We start from the raw sequence: 23123 nt of genomic DNA, 5'->3' as shown, positions 1-23123 counted from the left end.
GCGGAGCATACGGTAATGGACGTTGGAGTTCAATCGGCGCCCGTACCGCGCCTATTAGGGCCTCTGGTGACCGTCACCGAATTTCTCGCCGGCCTCGTTGTGGCCGTCGAAATCGGTCTGCTCTCGGTAGGCGTCGTCGCACGATATGTCTTCCATAATCCCATCGTGTGGACGGACGAACTGGCTCAGATTCTGTTCGTATGGCTTTCGATGTTGGGGACGGCGATCGCCCTGCACCGAGGCCAGCACATGCGCATGACTGCGCTGGTCGATCGCTTTCCCGGAGCTGCTCGCGCTAATTGCGAACTCCTGGCGTTGCTGGTGTGCGTAGCGCTGATGCTGCTCGTTTTCGTTCCCTCGTTCGACTACGCGCACGAAGAATCGTTTGTCATCACTCCGGCGTTAGAAATCTCGGGCTCGATTAGGGCCTCCGCGCTTCCCATCGGCTTTGGTTTGATGATTGTCTTCGCTCTGGCTCGGCTCAGTTCGATGGCCAGCTTTCGACGTGTGGCGACCGCGGCCTGTTTCATTGCATTCGCAATGGCCAGCGCCTGGTATTTGCGTGGCCTTTTCCATGCACTCGGAAACCTCAATCTCATCATATTCTTCGTCGGACTTGTCGGAGTAGCGGTCTTCCTTGGCGTGCCCATTGCGTTCGCCTTCGCGATCGCCGCACTGGGCTACCTAGGTCTGTCGACCAATGCTCCGTTGCTCACCATTGCTGGTCGGCTCGACGAGGGTATGTCCCACCTGATCCTGCTGGCTGTGCCTTTGTTCGTGTTTCTTGGAATGCTCATGGAAACGACTGGGATGGCGAAGGCTATGGTCGACTTCCTCGCCGCGCTGCTGGGGCACGTCAGGGGCGGATTGAGCTATGTGCTGATCGGCGCAATGTATCTGGTATCCGGCATCTCCGGATCCAAGACCGCCGACATGGCGGCCGTGGCGCCGTCGCTGTTTCCGGAAATGAGGAAACGCGGGCAACGCGGCGGCGAACTCGTGGCGCTACTGGCCGCGACGGGAGCCCAGACCGAAACGATTCCTCCAAGCCTTGTGTTGATCACGATCGGATCGGTCACGACGGTGTCTATCGCAGCACTTTTCACCGGCGGTCTTCTCCCAGCCGTCGCGGTGGGGGCATCCCTCGCGGTCCTAGTCTGGTGGCGCAACCGCAAGGCGAACGTGTCCGACGCGAGAACGCCGAGTCGCAAAGAGGTCCTCAAATCGTTTCTCTTCGCGACGCCGGCCCTTGCCCTGCCGTTCATCATAAGAGCGGCGGTCGTCGAGGGGGTTGCCACCGCCACTGAGGTCTCCACGATTGGTATTGCTTACTCGATTCTCGTTGGACTTTTGATTTACCGTCGTTGCGACTGGTCTAAACTTCCCAAGATGCTTGTCGATACGGCTGCCCTGTCGGGTGCGATCCTCTTCATCATAGGAGCCGCGACGACCGTCGCCTGGTGCCTCACCCAGTCGGGCTTCTCGCGTGATCTCGCCAAGATGATGTCGTCGCTTCCGGGGGGCGCCCCGACCTTCATGATCGTATCCATTGTTATGTTCGTGATCCTCGGAAGCGTGCTGGAAGGGATCCCTGCGCTTGTGCTGTTCGCGCCGCTGATGTTTCCGATCGCGAAGAGCGTCGGCATCCATGAAGTCCACTATGCCATGGTCGTCATTCTCGCGATGGGAATCGGGCTGTTCTTGCCGCCCTTTGGCGTTGGCTACTATGCCGCGTGCGCGATAGGCCGCGTGGATCCGGCGGAAGGCATCCGACCCCTGTTGGGATACGTGGGGGCCCTTTTGGTCGGCCTAACGATCGTGGCCGGCATCCCCTGGCTTTCCACCGGCTTCCTTTAAGGCGGGCCTGCAGACGCAGATCAGCGACCACACACCCGATAAAGCGAGAGTAAACTTATGAATGTCGTCCGAACACAAGTGCTTGCCGACGCAACCCTGAGCAAGAAGATGGCGGACGCCATCAGGATGCTGTCTCTGGACGCGATCGAGCGCTCTGGCGATGGTCATCCGGGAGCTCCGCTCGGTTGCGCAGAGATCGCCACCGTTCTGTTCACACGCCACCTAAAGCTAAATCCCGCCAATCCGAATTGGTTTGATCGCGACAGATTCGTGCTCTCGAACGGTCACGGTTCAATGCTGCTGTACTCCGTGCTGCACCTCAGTGGCTACGAGGCCGTTACGATCGAACAGATCAAGTCGTTCCGAAAACTTGGCTCGATCTGTCATGGCCATCCGGAATACGCAACGGAACATGGCATTGAGGTGACAACCGGTCCTCTTGGTCAGGGTTTCGCGAATGGCGTGGGAATGGCCGTTGCGGAAGAGCATCTGCGTAGCGTACTCGGACCAGACATAGTCGACCACTTCACATATGTTCTCGCCGGCGACGGTTGCCTGATGGAAGGGGTCGCTCAGGAGGCACTTTCGCTCGCCGGGCATTTGAGATTGGGAAAGCTGATCGTACTGTGGGACGACAACTCAATCACGGACGACGGCAGCACTTCGATCTCGATCAGCGAGGATATCCGAAGCCGGTTCAGGGCTGCGGGCTGGCAGGTTCTGGATGCAGACGGACACGACATGGAGGCAATCGACGTTGCGATCGCTCACGCCAAATCCGATTCCAGGCCAAGTCTGATCGCGTGCGCCACGACCATCGGCCGGGGATTCGTTCGGCTCGAAGGTCAGAGGGGCGCGCATGGTAGTCGTGTCTTCAAAGAGGACACCGAAGCCGCGCGCGAGCGCCTGGACTGGACTTCACCACCGTTTGTCGTCCCGGAAAACGTCTTGGCAGGTTGGCGGAGCATGATAGAGGCGCGCAATGGCGTCGAATATCGCGCCTGGCAGGCGCGGCTTGCCGGGCTGCCAGCGGACAAACGCGCTCTTGTGGAGCGCCTCGCCGCGCGGGAGCTGCCGACGGGCTGGGAGGAGTCCCTGCGGCTGTATAAGCGGTCGGCGATCAACCTGCCCGCCCAACCGTCTATTCAATCTTCCGGAGAGGCAATCGCAAGCGTATTTGCCGCGATTCCCGAGTTGGTGAGCGGAGCTCCGGATCTCGAAGGGCCGACGGGGCACAAGCGCGAACTGCGTGCTTTTGCGGCGAGTGACAGAGGAGGGCGCTTTGTTCACTACGGGATACGCGAGCATGCCATGGGATCAATGATGAACGGCATGGCCGCCCACGGCGGTATCGTTCCGATCGGGGCGACCTATTTGGCCTTCTCCGATTACTTAAGACCTGCGATCAGAATGGCCGCCCTCATGGGGGTGCGCAGCATATTCGTCTACAGCCACGACTCGATCGGAATTGGGCAGAATGGACCTACCCATCAGCCCGTCGAGATCCTGGCCTCACTTAGGGCGATCCCGAACATGCTGGTCATGCGACCGGCCGACGCGGTGGAGGTCGCCGAATGTTGGGAGATAGCATTGGCGAGGCGGGATGGTCCCTCTTCCCTGATCCTCTCCCGTCAAGCTTTACCACCGGTTCGCCGCAGCCATACCGACGAGAATCTCTGTGCGCGGGGCGCGTACGTGCTCGCCGCGGCGGTCGGCGGTCCGAGACAGGTCAGCCTGGTTGCGACCGGGTCCGAGGTCTCGATCGCGCTCAAGGCAAAGCGGCTTCTTGAAAAGGAAGGGATATCGTCCGCGGTGGTCTCGATGCCAAGCTGGGAAGCTTTCGAGCAGCAGGACGAAGACTACCGGCGCAGCACTCTTGGCGGCGCGGATACACTCAAGGTGGGAATCGAGGCGGCCGTCCGCCAGGGCTGGGAGCGTTATCTCGGCGAGGACGGCATCTTCGTCGGGATGACCGGGTTCGGGGCGTCGGGACCTGGAGAGGACCTGTTCCGTCACTTCGGCATCACCGCCGAGAACGTCGTCCATCAAGTGAAGCGTGCCGTCAGAAGTTCTTGAGAGGAACCATGCCGCACAGGGCGCGTCCGGCTTGACGCGCCGCACCCTATCTCGTAATGCATACGTTAACAAATTCGTTGCAACAGCCAGGGCGCGCCGGACGATGAAGAGTTTGACCAAAGACGTCAAAGTCGTCGTATTCGACACCTTCGGCACAGTGGTCGATTGGCGCGGCAGCATCATCCGTGATCTATCGATTTGGGGGCGTAACGAAGGGATTCAGGCCGACTGGACCGCACTGGCGGACCGCTGGCGGCTCGAATACGAGCCCGAGAAGAACCGCGTGAGAAACGGCGAGATCGGTTGGACCAACCTCGACGAGCTTCACGCGCACGCCCTCGAAAAGGTGGCGGCGGAGGTCGGGATCAAGAATCTATCTCGTTCCCAGATGCAGCACGTCAACTCCGTCTGGCATAGGCTCGATGGTTGGCCCGACGCTGTCGATGGACTCACGCGCCTCAAACGGAAGTACGTGATCGGCCCGCTCTCGAACGGAAACGTCGCGCTGCTCGTCAACATGGCGAAGCACGCCGGGCTCCCCTGGGACAACGTATTTTCGTGCGAGCTCTTCCGTCACTTCAAGCCTCATCCGGAGACTTATCTCGGAGTGTGCCGTCTGATGTACCTCAACCCTGCCCAGGTGATGATGTGCGCCGCCCACAACTACGATCTTGCGGCGGCTCGCGCGCTCGGGCTGAAGACCGCATTCATCCCGCGACCGATTGAGTACGGATCCGGACAAACGACGGATTTGGTTCCCGAACAAGACTGGGACATCGTCGCAAAGGACATCATCGATCTCGCCCAGCAAATGGGAACTTGATCCAGCGCAGGATCACAAAAATACCAAGCCGAACGGTGAGAGCATGCAATCCTACAAGATGTTTATCGGCGGTCAGTGGGTCGATGCAGCCGGTGGCGAGCAGTTCGAGAGTCAGAATCCCTTCACGGGCAAGCCTTGGGCGATGATCCCGCGCGGAAGGCAGACGGATGTCGATCAAGCCGTCCTTGCCGCCAAGTCGGCGTTCACGACGGGGCCATGGCCACAGCTGACGCCGAGCGACAGAGGCCATCTCCTACGCAGATTGGGTGACCTCATTGCCGAGAACGCCGACATGCTCGCGCGTATTGAGGTGACCGACAACGGAAAGCTTATCAACGAGATGGCTTTCCAACTGCGCTACATTCCGCAATGGTATTACTATTTCGGCGGTCTCGCTGACAAAATCCAAGGCGCCGTCATTCCGATCGACAAGCCGCAGACGTTCAATTTCACTCGTCACGAGCCGCTGGGCGTCTGCGTGGGCATCACGGCCTGGAATTCACCCCTGCTCCTTCTGGCCTACAAGCTCGCACCGGCACTCGCCGCGGGCAATACTTTCGTCGCGAAGCCATCCGAGTTCACATCAGCCTCGACGCTCGAGTTCGCCAAGTTGGTCGAGAAAGCGGGATTTCCCGCTGGAGTATTTAACGTCGTCACCGGCTTCGGAAACGAAATCGGAGATGCTCTGACGTGCCATCCGGACGTGGCCAAGATCGCGTTCACGGGGAGCGAGAACACTGGTCGGCACATCGGCCAGGTCGCGGCCCGCACGTTCAAAAAGGTCACACTCGAGCTCGGCGGAAAATCTCCGCACATCGTCTTCGACGATGCGGAGATCGACAATGCGGTCAAAGGCGTGATCTCCGGAATCTTCGCTGCGACTGGTCAGACATGTATCGCTGGTTCACGCCTGCTGGTCCAGCGAAGCATCCATGATCGTTTCGTCGAACGGATTGTCGAATTCGCCAAGCGTGCCAAGAAGGGTGATCCGCTGCTGACTGGTACGCAAGTGGGTCCGGTCACCACGCCTCCCCAATATCGCAAGATCCTCGAGTACATCGGTGTCGCCAAGGGCGAAGGGGCGACATGCGTTCTCGGCGGCGGGCCCGCATCGGGACCCGAGGTCGGAGATGGCGGCTACTTCGTCGAACCGACCATCTTCACTGGTGTTCGCAACGAGATGCGGATTGCACAAGAGGAGGTCTTCGGGCCCGTTTTGGCCTGCATCCCGTTCGACGACGAGGAGGAGGCTCTCAGGATCGCCAACGACACGACCTATGGCCTTGCGGCCGGCTTCTGGACCAGGGACATCCGCCGGGTGCTAAGAATGTCGGAGAGACTTCAGGCCGGGACGGTCTGGGTCAACACTTATAGAGTGATCAGCTATCTCTCTCCTCTGGGAGGCTACAAGCACTCGGGGATCGGTCGCGAGAACGGGCTCGATTCCATCCAGAACTATCTGCAGACCAAGAGCGTGATGATCAGCACCGCAGAAGATGTTGCCGATCCCTTCGTAATGCGTTGAAGACCCGTTTCGGAATTCAGTCAGAGTCGCGATCTGAAGCAAATATCGCCGTACGGCAAAGTATTTGCCGGATCTCGCGCTCTCCGCTGGCAGGCCGGTCGTCTGCTTCCTCCCTCGACTTGGCCGCTGCCCTTTGGCAGCGGCCGCCTTTATCTAAATCCGAGGATCAAGGCGCGAGATCTGGGGACGCGGCCCTTCTGTCGCGGATCATATCGGCTGCCTTCTCCGCAATCATCAGCGTCGTGGCGTATGTATTGGCTGAAGGCATCGTCGGCATGATGGAAGCGTCAACGATCCGCAGGCCGGCCAAGCCGTGGACGCGGAGCTCGTTGTCGACCACTGCGCCCGAATCATCTGCAGGGCCCATTCGGACGGTCCCGACGAGGTGATAACATGTGCTTCCATTAGCATAGGCAAAGTCGAGCAGCTCGTCATCAGTCCGTACATCCGGTCCCGGGAGGGTCTCGTGGGAAATGAATTCAGAGAATTCGGGGCTCGTTAACAGCCGACGAAGCAAGCGCAGTCCATCGACAGTGACACGCCGATCGGCAGCGTCTTCCAGATAGTTGGGCTGAAGGACCGGGTCATCGAAGACGTCCGCCGATCGTGCGCGCACATATCCCGAGCTCTGCGGTCTGTGGGGCCAAGCCCCGGCCGTGAACCCCGGATAGTCATCCAAAACGTAGACGGCGCCTTGCTTGTAAGAACCAGGGGGGAAGACACATTGCAGATCGGGCGCGTCGAGAGCCTCGGAGGACTTCCAAAATACATGAACCTGCGAGGGTGTGGTGGCGAGTATGTTTGGTCGACGCACCGCCCATCGCGCGATCTGCCCGCCCAGTCGAAAGCCGCGCGACAGTTCGTTCAAGGTGACCATGCATCCCGCGCACGCATTACAACACGCACGGCGAGGTGATCACGAAAATTCTCGCCGACGCCCGGAAGTTCGTGGAGCACCTCGACTCCGATGCTTCGAAGCAATTGTGCGGGACCAATGCCAGAGATCTGCAGTAGACGCGCGGTATTCGCTGTACCGCTGGACACGATAACCTCGCGGCGCGCCCGAACCTCCAGGGGAGGCGCCCCACGTTGCCGAACGTAACGAACGCCGGTGGCTCGCCTGGACTCGATGACGATTTTGCATGCGCGCGCGCCTGTCCGTAAATCCAGATTCGATCGACCGAGCGCCGGTCTCAGGAAGGCCTTCGCGCTGCTCACACGCAGTCCATTCCGGATGGTACGCTGGAAATATCCGACGCCCTCTTGCCGACCGGAATTGTAGTCCTGATTGAGGGGATGCCGACACCGATGCAGCCGCGGATGAACGCTTCTGACGCAGGGTGAATCCAGGCCATGCGGCTCACAGGAATGATTTCATGGGCAGCATCATCGTTCTCGATCGCGATTCTGCGAATGGAGCGACGGAAATAGGGCAAAACATCGTCCCATCCCCAACCGCGGTTCCCGCGTTGAGCCCATCCGTTAAAATCCGCTGGCTGGCCACGGTTATAGACCATGCCGTTGATCGACGAAGCTACCTCCTAGCGTGCGGCCTTGGGTCGTCGAGATAGCTCGTCCCCCCGTACGTGGGGTCGGATCCGTCTTGAATTGCCAGGTGCATGAAGGATCGAAAAGCGTTTTGATAAACCCGGCTGGCATATGAATGAACGGATTGCGGTCCACAGGATCAGCCTCGAGGACGCAGACCGTCGTGGCACTATCGGCCGACAGGCGATTTGCGAGCACGCAGCCGGCCGCACCAGCGCCCACGATCACATAATCGATTTCCTCACGCATCAGCACTTCCCCTTATCCGCTCGCTGGCAACCCGCTCAAGGCACGCCTTTCCAGAAAAGTACTTGCATCCCTAGCCCGTCTCTGCAATTGTGACATTAACGTATACATTAACAAATGCGGTATACTCAGGAGGAGACTAGCATGAGCTTGGAGATGCCCGCTCAGGATCCGAAGGACAATCCGCTCTACAAAAAGGTGACACGGCATCTGATGCCGCTGCTGATTACCTGCTACACGATCTCCTATCTGGACCGGATCAACGTCTCTTTCGCGAAGCCACAGATGATGGGAGACCTCGGCCTCAACGAAGCCATCTATGGTCTGGGCGCCGGACTATTCTTCATCGGCTACGCAGCTTCGGAAGTTCCCAGCAATCTGCTGCTCCACTACTTCGGTCCGCGCCGCTGGCTCGGCCGAATTCTCCTGACCTGGGGCCTGATCTCGATGGGAATGGCCCTCGTATGGTCGGAACACTCGTTTTACATCATGCGCATTGCGCTCGGCATCGGCGAGGCGGGCCTGTTTCCCGGTGTCATCTTTTACATGATGCGCTGGTACCCCACAGAACGGCGCGCAACCGTCACTTCGCTGTTCTATCTGGCCGCTCCACTCGCCGGCATCTTCGGAGCTCCGCTCTCCGGCTTGATCATCGCCAATATGCACGGCGTTGCTTCCCTCACCGGCTGGCAATGGATGTTCCTTGTGGAGGGTCTTCCCGCTGTAATTCTTGCATTCGTGGTCTGGTTCACACTTTGCGACAATATCGAAGATGCAACTTGGCTGACGAGGGGCGAGAAGGTCCGTTTGCGAACGAACATAGAATCTGAAAACACCAAAAAGCCCTCTCTCGGGATCGCCGCGGTTTTCAAAAATATCGACGTTCTAATGCTTGCAGTGATCCTCTTCGGCATCGTGCTTGCGCAATCGGGAGTGTTCTTTTATCTGCCCTCGCTCATCAAGGGCAGTGGGGTCACTGACACCGTGCAGCTCGGGATCTACTCGGCAGTCCCGTACGCAGGCGCGGTTCTCGTGATGCTCCTGGTTGGCCGAAGCTCGGACCGCAGGCGGGAGCGTGGTCTGCACTTTGTCGGAAGCTGCCTGTTCGGCATCTTGGGATTCCTGATCAGCATTTGGTTCAAGGACACTCTCGTTATGGTTTTGGTAGGACTGAGCATGGCACTGGGCGGCGTCATGGCCACGCTGCCCGTGTTCTGGAGCCTGCCGACTGCTGCTCTCAAGGGCATCTCCGCAGCTACCGGCATAGCGTTCATCAACTCGGTCGGTCTAACGGCGGGCTTCTTCGCGCCATTCATCATCGGTTATCTCACCCAGTCCACCAAAACGCTGGACTTGGGGATCTATTGTGTGGCGGCGATCTGGGCCGTTTGCGTTGCGGTGTCGCTCGCATACTTTCTGCTGCAACGCTCGCGGTGGATGTCGGCGTCGGCACAGGCGAACCTGGGAACCGCATCTTGAATGCGCTGCGCGCGCCGTCCTTGGCGTGCACAGCAACTTCCATGAGCCGACCGCCTAGCCGATCTTGCGCAGAAGGTCGGTCAGCAGGCGTCCCGCCCGCTCGCGGTGTTCCTGGTGAATGCGCACGGCGGCCTCCGCGTCACCCTTCGCGATGGCCTTAACCAGGGCAGCATGTTCGCGATTCGATTGAGTGGGTTTCGGCCGCAGACGTAAAGTTAAAAGACGCGCGCGATGTGCTTGCGACCAAAATTGATCGACGGTCTGGATTAGGCGGCCATTGCCGCAGCTGTTGATCAGCGTGCGATGGAAATCCTCGTCCGCCTGCGCCCAGCGTTCCAGATCGTCGCGCTCCAGCGCGGAATCCATCGCCTTCACGGCCTCGTTGAGGGAGGACAGTGCGTTTGTATCGATCCCTCGCTTGGCAACGAGCCCGGCGGCGGTGGACTCCAGGCTGGTAATCACCTCGTAGATCTCGCGCATGTCGTCGGCCGAGACTGGAAGGACTCGCATTCCGTGCCTGGCGCGAATCTCGACAATGCCCTCCGCGCGCAGCCTGACCATCGCCTCCCTCACGGGCGTGCGGCTCATCCCGAGCTTAGCCGCGGCCTCGAGTTCGAGAACGAAGCTGCCCGGAGCTATCGATCCGGCCAAGATGAGTTCCCGCAGTCGGGAGTAGGCGACATCGGCCTGGTTAGGCCGGACGCCCCGTGCAGGAGCAGCTGCCGAACGTCCGCTCGTCGGAATTTTCGGTTTGACTGCCTTGCGTTCGGGCGAATTCCTTCGAGGCTTGATGGTCATTGCAGCCGGCTACCTGTCTTTTCCTTGCGCTTCTTCCGGTACGCGACACGAATTTCGACGCATCACGTGCTTCCTGGCAGACTAGGCACGCTCCATCGAAAAAGAGAAGCAGGTGTCCGAGTTTCCTTGAAAAAAAGTGGATGGTAGCCCTTCAGAAGGACGTGCTCCGCTCTCTTCGAGAAAACACCACGTCAGCGCTTGCGGCAAACGCAGCAGAACGCTAAAGTACAATAATGAATTCATTAAGGAATGCAAATGCAACGATGAAGCCGCTGATTCCATTGGAAGCGATTAGTTCCGTCATTCCGCAATATCGCCGTCAAGGTCGGCGCGACACTCGCAAGCAGGCGCGACCAGCCCCACTTGAACACAGATCTGGAGAGGCACTTTGACGATTTCATCGAATCATCTGGACATTGCCGTACTTCCCGGCGACGGCATAGGGCGCGAGGTGATGGCCGCCTGCCTGGAAGTGCTGTCGGCCGTCGAAACCACGGCATCCGGAGGGCCGCCCCTAAAGACCACGATCTGGAACGCCGGCGCCCAATACTACGCGACGAGCGGCGAGGCCTTGCCGGATATCACGCTCGATGCCTGCCGAAAGGCGGACGCTGTCCTGTTCGGGGCGATGGGATGGCCGGACATCAGGCACGCCGATGGGACCGAGATCATTCCGCAGTTGGATCTGCGCATGGCGCTCGATCTTTACGCCGGTGTCAGACCCATTCGCTGGTTTCCGGGATTGCCAAACGTTCTGTCGGATCCACGGGCGCGCGACATCGACTTCGTGTTGATCCGAGAGCAGACGGAAGGGCTGTTCTACGCCAGAGGTAAGGGTGAACTGATCGACGACCGCGATGCCTACGACACGATGCACATCAGCCGGGCTGGAACAGCGCGTGTCAGCGATTTCGCCTTTCGTGTCGCAGAGCGACGGCAAGCGCGCGGCAAGAAGGCTAGAGTCACCTGCGTAGACAAGGCAAACGTGTTTGCGTCGATGGCCTTCTTTCGAAAGGTTTTCGACGAGGTGGCGGCCAAGCATGGCGGTATCGAAGCGGATCACGCCTACGTGGACGCCATGGCTCTCACCATGGTGAAGAAGCCCTGGACCTTGGATGTCATGGTCACGGAGAACATGTTCGGAGACATTCTTTCGGATCTCGCCGCGGGTCTGGTCGGAGGCATGGGAATGGCTCCTTCCGCCGACGTTGGCGATGCGCATGCCCTGTTCCAGCCGGCTCACGGCACCGCGCCTGACATCGCCGGTCAAGGCAAGGCAAATCCGTGCGCCATGTTTCTATCGGCAGCGATGATGCTCGATTGGCTTGCCGAGAAACACAATGAACCTCGCCTTGAAACGCGAGCTCGGTTGATCGAGAGTGCGGTTGAAATCGCGCTGTCTTCGGGCACCGTACCGATCGAACTGGGAGGCGCAGCGGGCTGCGCCACGGTCACCCGCGAAACGATCGCAGCACTTCCGAGCGCCATTAAGGAAGTCGCATGATGGGAGGGTTCGTAGTCACCGTCAGCTTCTCGATCAAGGCAGAATACCGAGCAGATTTCCGGAAGGCGATCTCGAAGAACGCTGCTGATTCTCTTGGACTGGAGCCAGGATGCCATCTCTTTGAGGTCTGTGAGGCGAAGGAGGGGGCTGAAATCTTCCTCTACGAACTCTACGACGATAAAGAGGCTTTCGATGCCCACCTCGCCACCGAGCACTTTCGCAGCTTCGACCAGTTGGTTTCCTCATGGGTAATCGACAAGCGCGTGGCAACCTACGCGAAGATCGACCCTGATCAGTAGGAAAGACGAATTATACCGGCTGCTTGGCTGGATCGCTGGCAATTCCGGACGACGGTGGGTGCGTTAATGCCGCGGCATATTGCCAAAAACATCTGCGAAATTCGTGAGTGGTTCAAGTCAGTTGACCAGAACTCATCTATCCGGAGGTGCTTTTCGTTTTATCTCAGGGGAGAAGCGCTAAATAGTGAGGGACGAGCGGGTGACACTGGTCGACTCTCGGCGCGAATTGCGCCTGGCGGTAGCGCGCTGTCGGTTCCGCGAGATTGCACTGTTCGACTAAGGGATGAAACATGATTCAGAACGAATTGTCCAAGATCGTGTTTCTCGATCGCGACACCATGCCGTCGGACATCGCCCTGCGGCCATTCGCTTTTCCGCACGAACTGCAGGAATTTGCTGCCACCGAGCCAGATCAAGTCGGCAATAGAGTAGCAGACGCCCATATCGTCATAACCAACAAGGTGCCGATAAATGCGGCGGCGGTCGCGAGGGCCCGCAATCTCAAGCTCGTCGCTGTTGCGGCAACGGGGACCGATATCATAGATCTTTCGGCCTGCGCCGCTAGAGACATAACGGTATCGAACATCCGGAATTACGCGACGAATACTGTACCCGAACACACCTTTGCATTGCTGTTGGCATTGCGCCGAAGCTTGCTTGCTTACCGGGATTCCGTGCGTGACGGTCGGTGGGCCGCATCCGGCCAGTTTTGCTACTTCGATCATCCAATTCGCGACCTGGCTGGATCGGTTCTTGGCATCATCGGCGACGGCGCGTTAGGCAGAGCGGTTGCGGACATCGGTCGCGCGTTTGGAATGCGAGTCCTATTCTCGGCCTACAAGGGAGTTCCTGGTATGGGACCGCTGTACACGCCATTCGAAGACGTGTTGCGCACATCCGATGTGATCACTCTCCACGCTCCCCTCACGTCCGCCACGCGAAACATGATCGCGGCTCCTGAGTTTGCGCTAATGGACCGCAAGCCCCTGCTAATCAACACCGCAAGAGGCGGCCTAGTAGACGAGGTTGCCTTGGGCGAGGCTCTGCGCCGGGGGTTAATCGCCGGCGCGGGATTTGACGTCGCGACCGTCGAGCCACCGCCAAATGATCATCCACTTATACGTTTGACTGAACTGCCGAACGTTATTCTTACGCCGCATGTTGCGTGGGCCAGCCGCGAGGCAATCCAATCGCTCGCCGACCAGCTAGTGGATAACATTGAGGCATATTGGAGCGGCCGCCCTCAAAATGTCGTAGAGCCGCTCAGAGCTTGAGCGCATTCCGCTCATGACGTGCGAGCACGTCTTATCGGCGCCGGCTCCGCTATTTCCTCAGTTCTGTTCAAGGCCGAACACCCTCTGAGCAAGTTCGGCTACGAGGCTCCCGTTTGGCTAAACGGTTCTGCTGCTAAATCTGGGAGCCGCGCTATTCTTTCCAGCTCCCCTTCAGCGCTATGCATCAGCAAGGTCTGAAAATCCCGTGCGCTTCGTGCGGGAGGATGATCGGACGCAGGACAGCTCCGGAGACCTAAATAAGCTCCTGTGAAGAACTGGTGGCGGAGCTCTCTATCCATTTATCGGCGTCATATCAAGTGAATGTAGCTCACTCAACTGATCAAGTAATTCGTTTGATGCTATTTTCCTACTTCCTATCATGCCTTCCGAAGCGGTCGCAACAAAGCGGCGCGGAGCCATGGGAGGAAGATGATGTCTGCGCACCAGACCTTGACCGATACTGCAAGCGGGCGACAGACCGAAGCTCGAGCGGGTGGTGCTGAGACGAACCGTATCCTATCCGGCCTCAAGCCCGAAATCTTCTTTCACTATTTCGAGGAGATCAGCCGGATCCCGCGCGGCTCGTATAACGAGAAGCAGGTTAGCGACTACATAGCGCAGTTCGCGCGGGATCGTGGACTCGAATACTTCCAAGACGACATTCACAACATCCTCGTGAAAAAACCTGGAACGCATGGGTACGAGAGTGCGGCTCCAGTAATCTTCCATGGTCATACCGATATCGTGTGCGAAAGCGATGAAGGAGTGCATCACGATTTCGAGAAGGAAGGTATCAAACTTCGGATCGATGGTGACTTCATCCATGGCACGGGCACGACGCTCGGCGCGGACAATACTGTAGGAGTAGCTCTGGCATTGTCGGTGCTCGATTCGACAGATATTCCACATCCACCGCTGGAGGTCGTGCTTACCGTACAGGAGGAAGTGGGGAAGGGAGGCGCCCAGTATTTCGATGCGTCTCGCCTGACTGGAAAGCGGCTGATCGACTTCAATTGGCACGACCCAAAGAGCCTGTTCGCAGGCTGCGCGGGCGATATCTCGGCTCGGTTCCGAATACCGGCTGAGTGGCAGAAATCGCCGGCTGGCCTCACGCCGCTGCGCGCGTTCGTGAAGGGGCTCAGCAGCGGTCACTCGGAGTTTGACATTCACCTCGAACGCGCCAATGCGATTGTCCTTCTCGCCCGAATCCTTGGTGCACTCCTCGATGAACTGCCGATTAGGCTTGCCTCCGTCAAAGGAGGCGTCAATCGATACGTCATCCCGGGCGACGCCGAAGCGATCCTGCTCGTGCATCAAGCTGATCTGGACCGAGCGAACGAAATCGTCAGGAGCGTTTCGGCGGATCTAAAAAAGGAGTTCTTTGTCAGCGACCCCAAGCTCGAGGTCGGGTTGGAGCGTCACACTGAAGCTGTGGAACGTGTTCTCTCGGACATCACTGCCAACTCGGTCGTCCAGGCCATCACGCTCACACCCAATGGGGTCCAGAGCATGAGCCTTACCATTGCCAACCTGGTAGAGAGCTCGAATACGATCGCCTTGCTGTCGACAAGCGACGAGGAGGTTGAGATTCTTTCGACCATCCCAAGTGCGATCAGCTCGCGACGCTACGCGATCCTGAAGCGCATCGAGCGATTGGCTGCGCTGATGGGGCGCGGCACAAAGGTGACGACCTTCGCCGACTGCCCCGAGTGGCCCTACAACAAGGACTCCAAGCTCTTGGCGGTGGCCACGCGCGCCTACGAAGAGACCTTCAAGGTCAAGCCGCATGTAGAGGTCTCGCACTCGAGCCTCGAACTTGGCCTCTTCAACCAGAAGATTCCCGGAATCGACATGATCTCCATAGGGCCTGAAGCGTTCGACGTCCACACGACGCGGGAGCGCCTGAACCATACGACGGTAGAGCCTATTTGGCGGCTCTTGAAGGAGATTCTCCGCAATCTCAAGGATTAGCGGCAGGATACCGCATCGAACGATTGATCGTTTGCGGCGCTCCGGGTCATCGGAGCGATCGGCGAGGGCTGCCCGCGCTTGCGCGTGCGGCACGTGCAGTACCTAGAAATCATTGGAGGGGAAACATGAGACGTTCTATTAGCTTGCCGTTTGCCGCCACCTTGCTTGCGGCGATGATCGTTCCTGCGGTGGTGCGTGCTGCTGATTACGGCGCCGCATTTCCCGGAATTCTTCTGGACAAAGTAATTCCGGCGACCGGTAAGGAGGCGAAGCCCCAAGCCAAGGCTCACCGGCCGTTGAAGGTTGGTTTCTTGCCCACCGCCATGGATACCTATTACCAACGGGTCCTGGCCGGCGTGAAGGAAGAGATCGACAGGTTGGGTGGTCCTAGTACGATTCAGTTGCTCGTTCAGGCGCCAAAGAGCCAGTCCGCGACAGACGATCAGGTCCGCACGATGGAAGCGTGGATTAATGAGCACGTAGACGCAATTGCTGTCGCTCTCTACAACGAGGGCGCGTTGGAACCTCTGATCCGTCGCGCGACCGAGGCCGGCATTCCCGTCTTCCTGTTCAATTCGCCCGTCGCCGATGATCCATACTATGTGAGTGACATCGGATACGACCAGAGTGACGGTGGTCGTGCTCAAGCGCAATGGATCGTAGACCACTACAAGGACAAGGGTGAAGTCAAAATCGCCATCTTGGAAGGTCTCCCTGGGCCGCATACCGCTCAGCGCATGAAGGGCTTCAATGAGATCATCTCAAAGTACCCGAACCTGAAGATTGTTGCGAAACAGCCTGCTGGTTGGGTGCGGGCGCAAGGTCTCAGCGTGACGGAGAACATGCTCACCGCGCATCCAGACATCGACATTCTTGTCGCTCTTTATGACGAAATGGCGCTGGGTGGCCTGCAGGCGCTCAAGGCAAGAAAGCTGAACGGAAAGATCGCGATCGTCGGATACGAGAACATGAAGGAAGCCAATGACGCAATCAAGGTCGGGGACTTTGCAGCGACCGTAGATACCGGCGCGAAGGAAGAAGGGCGCAATATCGTCCGTGCCGTCGAACAGTTCGTCATGAAGGGCGAGGGCGTTCCAAAGAAGATCTTCGTCGCCCCGAAGACATACGACGCCAGTAACATCGGCACTTTCGACCCGTCCGACTACATCTACGTGGCGAAGTCTACCAAGTAGGGGCTAGGGAGAGAGCCGTGTGCGTTGCGCGGCTCTCTCCGTTGGAAGGACTCTCTGATGGCGAAACCGGAACAAGCTCTGAAGATCACGGGGGTCGGAAAGAGATTCGGCGCGACCAACGCGCTGTTCAACGTTTCGATGAACCTCGCCAAGGGCGAAGTGCTCGGCCTGGTCGGTGAAAACGGTGCCGGGAAATCCACGCTGATGAAAATTCTCGCCGGCGCGCACGTCCCTGATCAAGGAGAGGTCGAGGTCAACGGCGTACACGTCGACATTCGCGAGCCGGCGGATGCCCAACGAGCCGGAATAAGTATCATCTATCAGGAGCTTAGTCTTTTTCCCGATCTGAATGCCGTCGAAAACATCTTTATCGGCCGTGAAATCTCGATTGGGACATCGCCACGGCTTACTTCGCCGCTTCGAAAGAAGGCCATGCGCGACAGCGCGCAGCAGATCCTGAACAAGGTACTGAACGTCGAACTCGATCTCGATTGCCCGATTGGCGCTCTCACCCTTGCCCAGCGGCAGATCGTGGAGATTGCCCGGGCGTTGAATTCAAACGCGAACATCCTCATCATGGATGAGCCAACGGAGGCACTCGAAAAAGCGGAGAGAGAGCGGCTTGTCAGGATCATCAACGACCTGAAACGGGCCGGAAAATCCGTCATCTACGTTTCCCATAAACTGGACGAGGTGCTGACGATCTGTGACCGCGTGATCGTCTTGCGCGATGGAGCGTGCGTCGCCGACCTGCCGGCCTCGGCGCTCGACGTGAGCAAAGTGATCGGCCTGATGATCGGCGGCTCGCTTGGAAAGCAATTCCCGGCCAAAACGAGCCCAGGCGTGAATCCAATCCTCAGGGTAGAAGGGCTCTCTCGGAAGGGAGCGTTCCAAGACATTTGCTTCAATTTACATGAAGGAGAGATTTTAGGCCTCGCGGGACTTGAAGGATCAGGCAAGAGCCCGCTCGTAAGGGCACTGTTTGGCGATGGGACGGCAGATGCAGGAAATATCTTCTTGAAGGGGAAACCGGTCGCCATCGATTCAATATCATCTGCGATGCGTAGCGGCATTGCGTTTCTACCCGCCGAACGAAAGACGCAAGGCATTTTCGCCGAACACAGCGTCGGGTGGAATTTGACTGCTTCCAGTCTGCCTAAGCTCGGCGGCATCCGGCTAAATCAAGGCGCCGAGCGAAGCTGGTGCATCAAATACATCAAAGAGATGGGAATTAAGTCGGAAGGTCCTCACCAGCCGATCGGGCGCTTGAGCGGCGGCAACCAGCAAAAAGTGCTGCTCGCAAGATGGCTATTGACCGAGCCGGAAGTGATCCTGCTCGAGGAGCCAACCCGCGGGATCGACATCAAGGCCAAGGCAGATGTCTACCAGTTGATCGTAGCCAGTTCTCGGATGGGCAAAGGGGTCATCGTCGTTTCATCCGATAGCACGGAGCTGATCGGGTTGTGCCACCGGATTCTCGTAATGTTCGAGGGAGAAGCTGCCGGAATCCTGGACGCCTCTTCCGCGAGCGAAGAGACTATCGCCTCGCTTTCAATTCAACGGACATACGAGGGGACTCGTGGAGGATAGGATGTCGGCTCAGACTCTGGGCGTAAAATCGCTCGGCTCACGGTTCAAGCTGTCAGGGGGCGGCAGCGGCATCTTGATCGCATTGATCGTGTTGATCGCCGCGCTTGGCCTGGCCTCGCCGCGTTTCTTGAGTCTGGGAAATCTCACGGACATCACGCGACAGGCCGTTTTCGTCGCCATCATAGCATTCGGCGCGACGCTCGTCATCGCCATGCGCGGTATAGATCTCTCGGTCGGCTCAACGCTTGCCTTCACGGGTCTGATCGCCGCCGATCTGATGAACCGGGGATTTAATCCGTTCGCCAGCGTCGCGGCAAGTCTCGCGGCTGGAACGCTGATCGGAATCGTAAACGGTGTGTTGGTCGCGAAAGTGAAGATTGCCGACTTCATTGTGACCATGGCGATGATGGTCATGACCCGCGGATTGATCATGGTCTACACCGAAGGCATTCCACTCACGGGTTTGTCTAACCCGACCTTCCAGATGTTCGGACAAGGCTTCGTCTGGCTGGTACCGATGCCGGTTCTAATCACCATAGTGACGTTTTTGGCGATCTACTTTCTACTCTATCAAACGCGGTTCGGACGCTACACTCTGTCGATCGGTAGCAACCCGGAAGCCGCGCGTCTGGTCGGTATAAGGATCGATCACATTAAGATCACTGTCTACGCCCTGACGGGATTTCTGGCCGCTCTTTCGGGTGTTCTCCTCACATCTCGCCTTGAAGCGGCGATGCCAGAGGCTGGCGAGGGATATGAACTGGACGTGATCGCAGCAGTGGTCATGGGAGGGACGAGCCTGGCCGGAGGCAAGGCGTCCCTGCTGGGTACCGCGGCCGGTGCGATCCTCATGGCCGTCGTACGCAACGGCCTCAATATCCTGAACGTCAACACGTTCTGGCATCAGGTCGTGATCGGCGCGATCATCCTGATGGCTGTGTGCGCCGACAAGTTTGGCGGCCGCTTGAAAGAAGCCTAGGGTGAGGAGAATCTGCTGTGGGTTTTGCTCTCGGCCCGATTGAAAATAGCTCACGGTATCCGGTCGCCGGCGTCGAGGCGTTGGATAGACGCTTTACTTACAAAATTGGCAATGCGCCGATCGAGCGCCTTGCAACCGGCTTCGGCTGGGTAGAAGGTCCGGTTTATTTCGGCGATAGTGGTTGCCTTCTATTCAGCGATATCCCGAACAATCGCATTTACCGATGGCTCGAATCCGATGGAAAATTAGGAATATACCGAAGCCCCTCAAACTACGCCAACGGCAATACCCGCGACCGGGCCGGACGCCTCGTGAGCTGCGAGCATCTCAGGCGCGTCACCAGAACGGAGTTGGACGGCAACATAACGGTACTCGCAGATCGTTACGAAGGAAAACGTCTTAGCTCACCCAACGACGTCATTGTGACGTCGGATGGCGCCGTCTGGTTCACTGACCCGGGATACGGGATTGATAGCGACTATGAAGGCATCAAGCAGGAAGCCGAGCTCCCTCGCGCGGTCTACAGACTCGATCCGAGCGGCTCACTCACGGTAGTCGCTGACGACTTCGTCAGGCCAAATGGCCTTGCGATGTCCCCTGACGAGTCTCGGCTCTATGTTGTCGACAGCGGCATCACAGACGGCGGTCCCTCCCATATCCGCCAGTTCAATGTAGTTGATGGACGCTTGAAGAACGGCTCCGTGTTTGCAGATGACTTTGCTCCTGGTTTTGCTGATGGACTTCGGGTCGACGTCCACGGAAACATCTGGTGCAGCATGGGATGGGCCGATCCTGCCGAGGACGGGGTTCGCTGCTATTCTGCAGATGGCGCATTGATCGGGAAAATACATCTTCCTGAGACCTGTGCAAACGTGTGCTTCGGCGGTCGCCGCAAGAATCGTTTGTTCATGGCCGCAAGCACTTCGATCTATGCCGTGTGTCTTAACACAACAGGAATTTGACCGGCGTGCAATCCGTCACAGCTCGGCTGGATGAAAGGGGGAGAGATGCTCCAGGGGAAGGTTGCCATAGTCACCGGTGCTGCCAAGGGAATGGGAGAAGCCCACGCCCGCGAGTTTGCCAAGCAACATGCGGCAGTTGTGCTGACCGACGTAGACACGGAAAACGGCACTCGGGTCGCCCGCGAGATCTCGTCATCGGGCGGCAAAGCGATCTTCGTCGCCCATGATGTAGTCGATGAAGAGTCATGGATCAATGTCATCGGAGAGGCGGAGCGCGCTCTCGGATGCGTCAATGTTCTCATTAACAATGCAGGAATACTAATCCGAAAGACAATCGAGAGCTTCTCGCTCGTTGACTTCAAGAGACTATACGACGTGAACGTCGGCGGCACTTTCCTCGGGTGTAAGCTGATCGTTCCCAGCATGAGGCGCGCCGGCGGCGGTTCGATTGTCAACGTTTCCTCAGTGTCGGGCATCGTTGCGAATATGCCAGGCATGAGTGGTTACTCTGCGACGAAAGGCGCCATCCGCATGTTGACAAAGGCCGCTGCTGTCGACTTGTGGCAGTACCGGATAAGGGTAAACTCGATTCATCCTGGGACGATCAGGACGCCGCTAAATGAAGATTATTTCTCAGATCCGGAGCAGACGCGGCTCATTCTGGGAAGCACGATCATGGCAAGACCCGGGAAGTGCTCTGAGGTCGCGGCAGCACTCACTTTTCTTGCTTCTGACGGATCCAGTTATATGACGGGGGCCGAACTGGTGGTCGACGGCGGTATGATAGCGGTTTAGGGCGATGGCTGGTCTCTGCGCGAGCGTTTTCAAAGCATTGCAGGTTGGATGGATCTGTGGCCGCGCCAGCGAGAACACTCATAAGCAAGTCTGAGGACTTCCCGACTTGCTCCGGTACTGAAATTGTACCGAATGGCTCAAGGGAGGGTTAGTTGCAGCCTAAGAAGCTCATCATCGAAGCACGCATTAACGAATACATGCCGCGCTCGGCAAACCCTCATGTTCCTTACACGCCAGCAGAAATAGCCACCGAAGCCGAGAAAGCTTGTGAGGCGGGCGCGAGCATTGTTCACTTTCATCCACGCAATGCCGATGGCTCTCCTTCGCACGATCCATCCGTTTATGCGGAGGCGACCCGCGCAATCCGTGCCCGGTGTGATTGCCTGGTTTTTCCGACGTTGGGCCAAATCTCAAAATCAGGCGATGCAATGGACCGGCTCGCGCATATTGAGCAGCTTTCGCGCGATCCCGCTACACGACCAGATTTGGCGCCTATCGATACAGGTAGCACCAATATCGATCGTTTTGATGCAGAAGAGCGCCGTTATGTCACGGACACGCAGACATATCGCAACGATACCGCAACGCTAATCGCTTTTGCCAAACGGCTACCAGAACTTGGCATCAAACCCCAATTCGTGAGCTGGACGATTGCATTTACACGCAGCTTCGAGGCGCTTTGCGAAATGGGGCTCGTGGCTGAACCCGCATACTTCATGTTCGAGCTAACTGACCATGGTATTCTCGGCGGACATCCGGGTACGATCAAGGGCTTGATGGCTCACCTTGATTTTCTTCCAATGAAGCCGATCGAATGGACGGTATGCACCAAGATCGGAAATCCCATCGGTCCGGCCGCGGCCTCGATCGAGCTCGGTGGACACGTTGCGGTCGGACTTGGAGACTACGGTTGGCCGGAACTCGGCGCACCCGACAATGGGGAGAGGTGGTGCGGGAGATCGCTAGATTGGCTCGCGCTATGGGACGGGAGGTCGCGACCCCCTCAGAGACAAGAGCCCTGGTCGGACTCTCGTGAGCGGAGCTTAGGACAGAATGAACGAGAAGATGCCGGTCCGCGTTCTAGAACGTGTATTAAATGACTTCTGCGTCGGGGTGTTGATTAGGCTCGGCGTTCCGACCGATGACGCAATGATCGTTACAGACAATCTGATAGAGGCCGACCTCCGGGGTGTCGCATCCCATGGAGTCGTTCGGTTCCCCATTTATGTCAAGCGGCTGGTGGATGGTGGGACAAATGGCCGGCCAACTATCAAGACCGTGCGTCAGACCCGCACGACTGCGGTCATCGACGGCGACAATGGCCTCGGACATCTCGTTGGCGTACGCGCGATGGAAGCTGCGATAGAAAAGGCGTCCAATGACGACTGCGTCTTCGTTGCGGTTCGCAACAGCAATCATTTTGGAGCAGCCGCCTACTACGCGGAAATGGCCGCTCGGAACGGGATGATCGGAATCGTATTTACGATTGGAGCCATCAATCACATGGCTCCCGGGGGCGGTGCGGAGGCAATCCTTGGCAACAACCCATTTGCCATAGCCTTTTCTGCCTCGGGAGACTTCCCGATTGTTCTTGACATGGCTTGCAGTGTAGCTGCGCGAGGCAAAATAATCGTGGCAGCCAAGGAAGGTAAGCCGATTCCCTCCGATTGGGCCACTGGTCCGGAACCGTGGACGCAGCGGAGGCTTTGAAGGGCTTCATGGTCCCGGTTGGCGGCCCGAAGGGATATGCCCTTACCCTAACCGTTGGGCTCTTGAGCACGATGCTATCGGGAGCGCTCTTCGGACGCGACGTCAGTGATTTGTACGCGAAAACGAGCGAGCCGCAAAATAGTGGTCATTTGTTTGGTGTGTTGCCCGTTGCTGCATTCGATGAGCCCGCATCATACGCAGCGCGTATGCAGAAGGCCATCGGCGATATCAAAAGCGCAAAAAGAGCTCCCGGCGTACAGCAAATCTTTTTGCCGGGAGAGCGAGAATACTTGGCGAAAATGACCAACTTGGCACAAGGCGTTCCTATCGGCCCCGCGCTGGCCCACGAGCTTTCCTTGATCGCGGCTTGCTACAACGTTCCTTTCAAGCTGTAGCATTAGCAGGGGGGCGAGGTGGCCAGTCTGGTCCCAGCACGACCGAACGCTCAATTTTACCTGGTTGCGGTCAAGGTATTTACAGCGGAATCGCGGAGA

At 58.1% G+C, this 23123-nt stretch carries 18 protein-coding genes and 1 pseudogene; 17 read left to right on the top strand and 2 right to left on the bottom strand.

The genetic code is table 11. The features are described from left to right. Nucleotides 1-15: 15 nt before the first annotated feature. The 4 genes from HZZ13_RS08395 to HZZ13_RS08380 all read left to right on the top strand — a co-directional run bounded on the left by HZZ13_RS08395 (nucleotide 16) and on the right by HZZ13_RS08380 (nucleotide 6281). A complete protein-coding gene (locus HZZ13_RS08395) occupies nucleotides 16-1857 on the top strand; it encodes a TRAP transporter large permease (protein WP_246504351.1) in 1842 nt (613 codons plus the stop codon). Nucleotides 1858-1914: 57 nt separating this feature from the next. After that, entirely contained in the window at nucleotides 1915-3933 is a 2019-nt protein-coding gene (tkt, locus tag HZZ13_RS08390; protein WP_197959156.1) for a transketolase, read from the top strand. Between the two features lie 103 nt (nucleotides 3934-4036). Then, nucleotides 4037-4756, top strand: a complete 720-nt coding sequence (locus HZZ13_RS08385; RefSeq protein ID WP_197959155.1) for a haloacid dehalogenase type II — start codon at nucleotides 4037-4039, stop codon at nucleotides 4754-4756. A 43-nt stretch (nucleotides 4757-4799) separates the two neighbouring features. Further along, nucleotides 4800-6281, top strand: coding sequence for an aldehyde dehydrogenase (locus tag HZZ13_RS08380; protein ID WP_197959154.1), 1482 nt, complete (start codon nucleotides 4800-4802; stop codon nucleotides 6279-6281). A gap of 166 nt (nucleotides 6282-6447) precedes the next feature. Here the strand turns inward: HZZ13_RS08380 and HZZ13_RS08375 are convergent. After that, nucleotides 6448-8078: pseudogene (locus HZZ13_RS08375) on the bottom strand (GMC family oxidoreductase). 141 nt (nucleotides 8079-8219) lie between these two features. Between HZZ13_RS08375 and HZZ13_RS08370 the strand changes: the two are divergent. Further along, nucleotides 8220-9554, top strand: coding sequence for an MFS transporter (locus tag HZZ13_RS08370; protein ID WP_197959153.1), 1335 nt, complete (start codon nucleotides 8220-8222; stop codon nucleotides 9552-9554). A gap of 54 nt (nucleotides 9555-9608) precedes the next feature. On the opposite strand, the gene HZZ13_RS08365 is transcribed toward HZZ13_RS08370, so the two are convergent. Beyond that, nucleotides 9609-10352: a GntR family transcriptional regulator gene (locus HZZ13_RS08365; RefSeq protein WP_197959152.1), complete on the bottom strand. Its 744-nt coding sequence runs from the start codon at nucleotides 10350-10352 to the stop codon at nucleotides 9609-9611. Between the two features lie 388 nt (nucleotides 10353-10740). On the opposite strand from HZZ13_RS08365, the gene HZZ13_RS08360 reads away from it, so the two are divergent. The 12 genes from HZZ13_RS08360 (at nucleotide 10741) to HZZ13_RS37180 (ending at nucleotide 23024) form a co-directional block, all read left to right on the top strand. Next, nucleotides 10741-11856, top strand: a complete 1116-nt coding sequence (locus tag HZZ13_RS08360; protein ID WP_197959151.1) for an isocitrate/isopropylmalate dehydrogenase family protein — start codon at nucleotides 10741-10743, stop codon at nucleotides 11854-11856. Beyond that, complete coding sequence (locus HZZ13_RS08355; protein ID WP_197959150.1) at nucleotides 11853-12155, top strand: putative quinol monooxygenase; 303 nt, start codon at nucleotides 11853-11855, stop codon at nucleotides 12153-12155. Before HZZ13_RS08360 ends, HZZ13_RS08355 begins: the two co-directional genes overlap by 4 nt. 290 nt (nucleotides 12156-12445) lie before the next feature. Then, nucleotides 12446-13429, top strand: coding sequence for a D-2-hydroxyacid dehydrogenase (locus tag HZZ13_RS08350; protein WP_197959149.1), 984 nt, complete (start codon nucleotides 12446-12448; stop codon nucleotides 13427-13429). Nucleotides 13430-13858: 429 nt separating this feature from the next. Continuing rightward, entirely contained in the window at nucleotides 13859-15400 is a 1542-nt protein-coding gene (locus HZZ13_RS08345; RefSeq protein ID WP_246504339.1) for an aminoacyl-histidine dipeptidase, read from the top strand. Nucleotides 15401-15525: 125 nt separating this feature from the next. Next, a complete protein-coding gene (locus HZZ13_RS08340; protein ID WP_197959147.1) occupies nucleotides 15526-16593 on the top strand; it encodes a sugar ABC transporter substrate-binding protein in 1068 nt (355 codons plus the stop codon). A 57-nt stretch (nucleotides 16594-16650) separates the two neighbouring features. Beyond that, nucleotides 16651-18183, top strand: coding sequence for a sugar ABC transporter ATP-binding protein (locus HZZ13_RS08335; RefSeq protein WP_197959146.1), 1533 nt, complete (start codon nucleotides 16651-16653; stop codon nucleotides 18181-18183). Between the two features lies 1 nt (nucleotide 18184). Continuing rightward, the gene (locus HZZ13_RS08330) at nucleotides 18185-19162 is read left to right on the top strand and encodes an ABC transporter permease (RefSeq protein ID WP_197959145.1); all 978 of its coding nucleotides are present in this window, start codon (nucleotides 18185-18187) and stop codon (nucleotides 19160-19162) included. 17 nt (nucleotides 19163-19179) lie between these two features. Beyond that, nucleotides 19180-20124 (top strand): SMP-30/gluconolactonase/LRE family protein, encoded by a 945-nt coding sequence (locus tag HZZ13_RS08325; protein WP_311972610.1) that lies wholly within the window; start codon nucleotides 19180-19182, stop codon nucleotides 20122-20124. 45 nt (nucleotides 20125-20169) lie between these two features. Next, a complete protein-coding gene (locus tag HZZ13_RS08320) occupies nucleotides 20170-20919 on the top strand; it encodes an SDR family NAD(P)-dependent oxidoreductase (RefSeq protein ID WP_197959144.1) in 750 nt (249 codons plus the stop codon). A gap of 152 nt (nucleotides 20920-21071) precedes the next feature. Then, nucleotides 21072-22019, top strand: a complete 948-nt coding sequence (locus HZZ13_RS08315; protein ID WP_246504338.1) for a beta-keto acid cleavage family enzyme — start codon at nucleotides 21072-21074, stop codon at nucleotides 22017-22019. After that, nucleotides 21973-22629 (top strand): Ldh family oxidoreductase, encoded by a 657-nt coding sequence (locus tag HZZ13_RS37185; protein WP_197959143.1) that lies wholly within the window; start codon nucleotides 21973-21975, stop codon nucleotides 22627-22629. The genes HZZ13_RS08315 and HZZ13_RS37185 overlap by 47 nt, the downstream gene beginning before the upstream one ends. Next, nucleotides 22626-23024: an Ldh family oxidoreductase gene (locus HZZ13_RS37180; RefSeq protein WP_197959142.1), complete on the top strand. Its 399-nt coding sequence runs from the start codon at nucleotides 22626-22628 to the stop codon at nucleotides 23022-23024. The genes HZZ13_RS37185 and HZZ13_RS37180 overlap by 4 nt, the downstream gene beginning before the upstream one ends. Nucleotides 23025-23123: the final 99 nt, after the last annotated feature.

It is taken from the genome of Bradyrhizobium agreste (genome assembly GCF_016031625.1).
In the GTDB taxonomy this organism is placed as follows: domain Bacteria; phylum Pseudomonadota; class Alphaproteobacteria; order Rhizobiales; family Xanthobacteraceae; genus Bradyrhizobium; species Bradyrhizobium agreste.
The sequence above is the reverse complement of the archived record's forward strand: the minus strand, read 5'-3'. Positions and strand labels throughout refer to the sequence as shown.

Bases quoted from the DNA above. Each gene is read 5' to 3' on its own strand.
- HZZ13_RS08330 (WP_197959145.1), top strand. From the start codon at position 18,185: ATGTCGGCTCAGACTCTGGGCGTAAAATCGCTCGGCTCACGGTTCAAG.
- HZZ13_RS08335 (WP_197959146.1), top strand. From the start codon at position 16,651: ATGGCGAAACCGGAACAAGCTCTGAAGATCACGGGGGTCGGAAAGAGA.
- HZZ13_RS08365 (WP_197959152.1), bottom strand. From the start codon at position 10,352: ATGACCATCAAGCCTCGAAGGAATTCGCCCGAACGCAAGGCAGTCAAA.
- HZZ13_RS08395 (WP_246504351.1), top strand. From the start codon at position 16: ATGGACGTTGGAGTTCAATCGGCGCCCGTACCGCGCCTATTAGGGCCT.
- HZZ13_RS08320 (WP_197959144.1), top strand. From the start codon at position 20,170: ATGCTCCAGGGGAAGGTTGCCATAGTCACCGGTGCTGCCAAGGGAATG.
- HZZ13_RS08345 (WP_246504339.1), top strand. From the start codon at position 13,859: ATGATGTCTGCGCACCAGACCTTGACCGATACTGCAAGCGGGCGACAG.
- HZZ13_RS08370 (WP_197959153.1), top strand. From the start codon at position 8,220: ATGAGCTTGGAGATGCCCGCTCAGGATCCGAAGGACAATCCGCTCTAC.
- HZZ13_RS08340 (WP_197959147.1), top strand. From the start codon at position 15,526: ATGAGACGTTCTATTAGCTTGCCGTTTGCCGCCACCTTGCTTGCGGCG.
- HZZ13_RS08385 (WP_197959155.1), top strand. From the start codon at position 4,037: ATGAAGAGTTTGACCAAAGACGTCAAAGTCGTCGTATTCGACACCTTC.
- tkt (WP_197959156.1), top strand. From the start codon at position 1,915: ATGAATGTCGTCCGAACACAAGTGCTTGCCGACGCAACCCTGAGCAAG.
- HZZ13_RS37185 (WP_197959143.1), top strand. From the start codon at position 21,973: ATGAACGAGAAGATGCCGGTCCGCGTTCTAGAACGTGTATTAAATGAC.
- HZZ13_RS08380 (WP_197959154.1), top strand. From the start codon at position 4,800: ATGCAATCCTACAAGATGTTTATCGGCGGTCAGTGGGTCGATGCAGCC.
- HZZ13_RS08350 (WP_197959149.1), top strand. From the start codon at position 12,446: ATGATTCAGAACGAATTGTCCAAGATCGTGTTTCTCGATCGCGACACC.
- HZZ13_RS08355 (WP_197959150.1), top strand. From the start codon at position 11,853: ATGATGGGAGGGTTCGTAGTCACCGTCAGCTTCTCGATCAAGGCAGAA.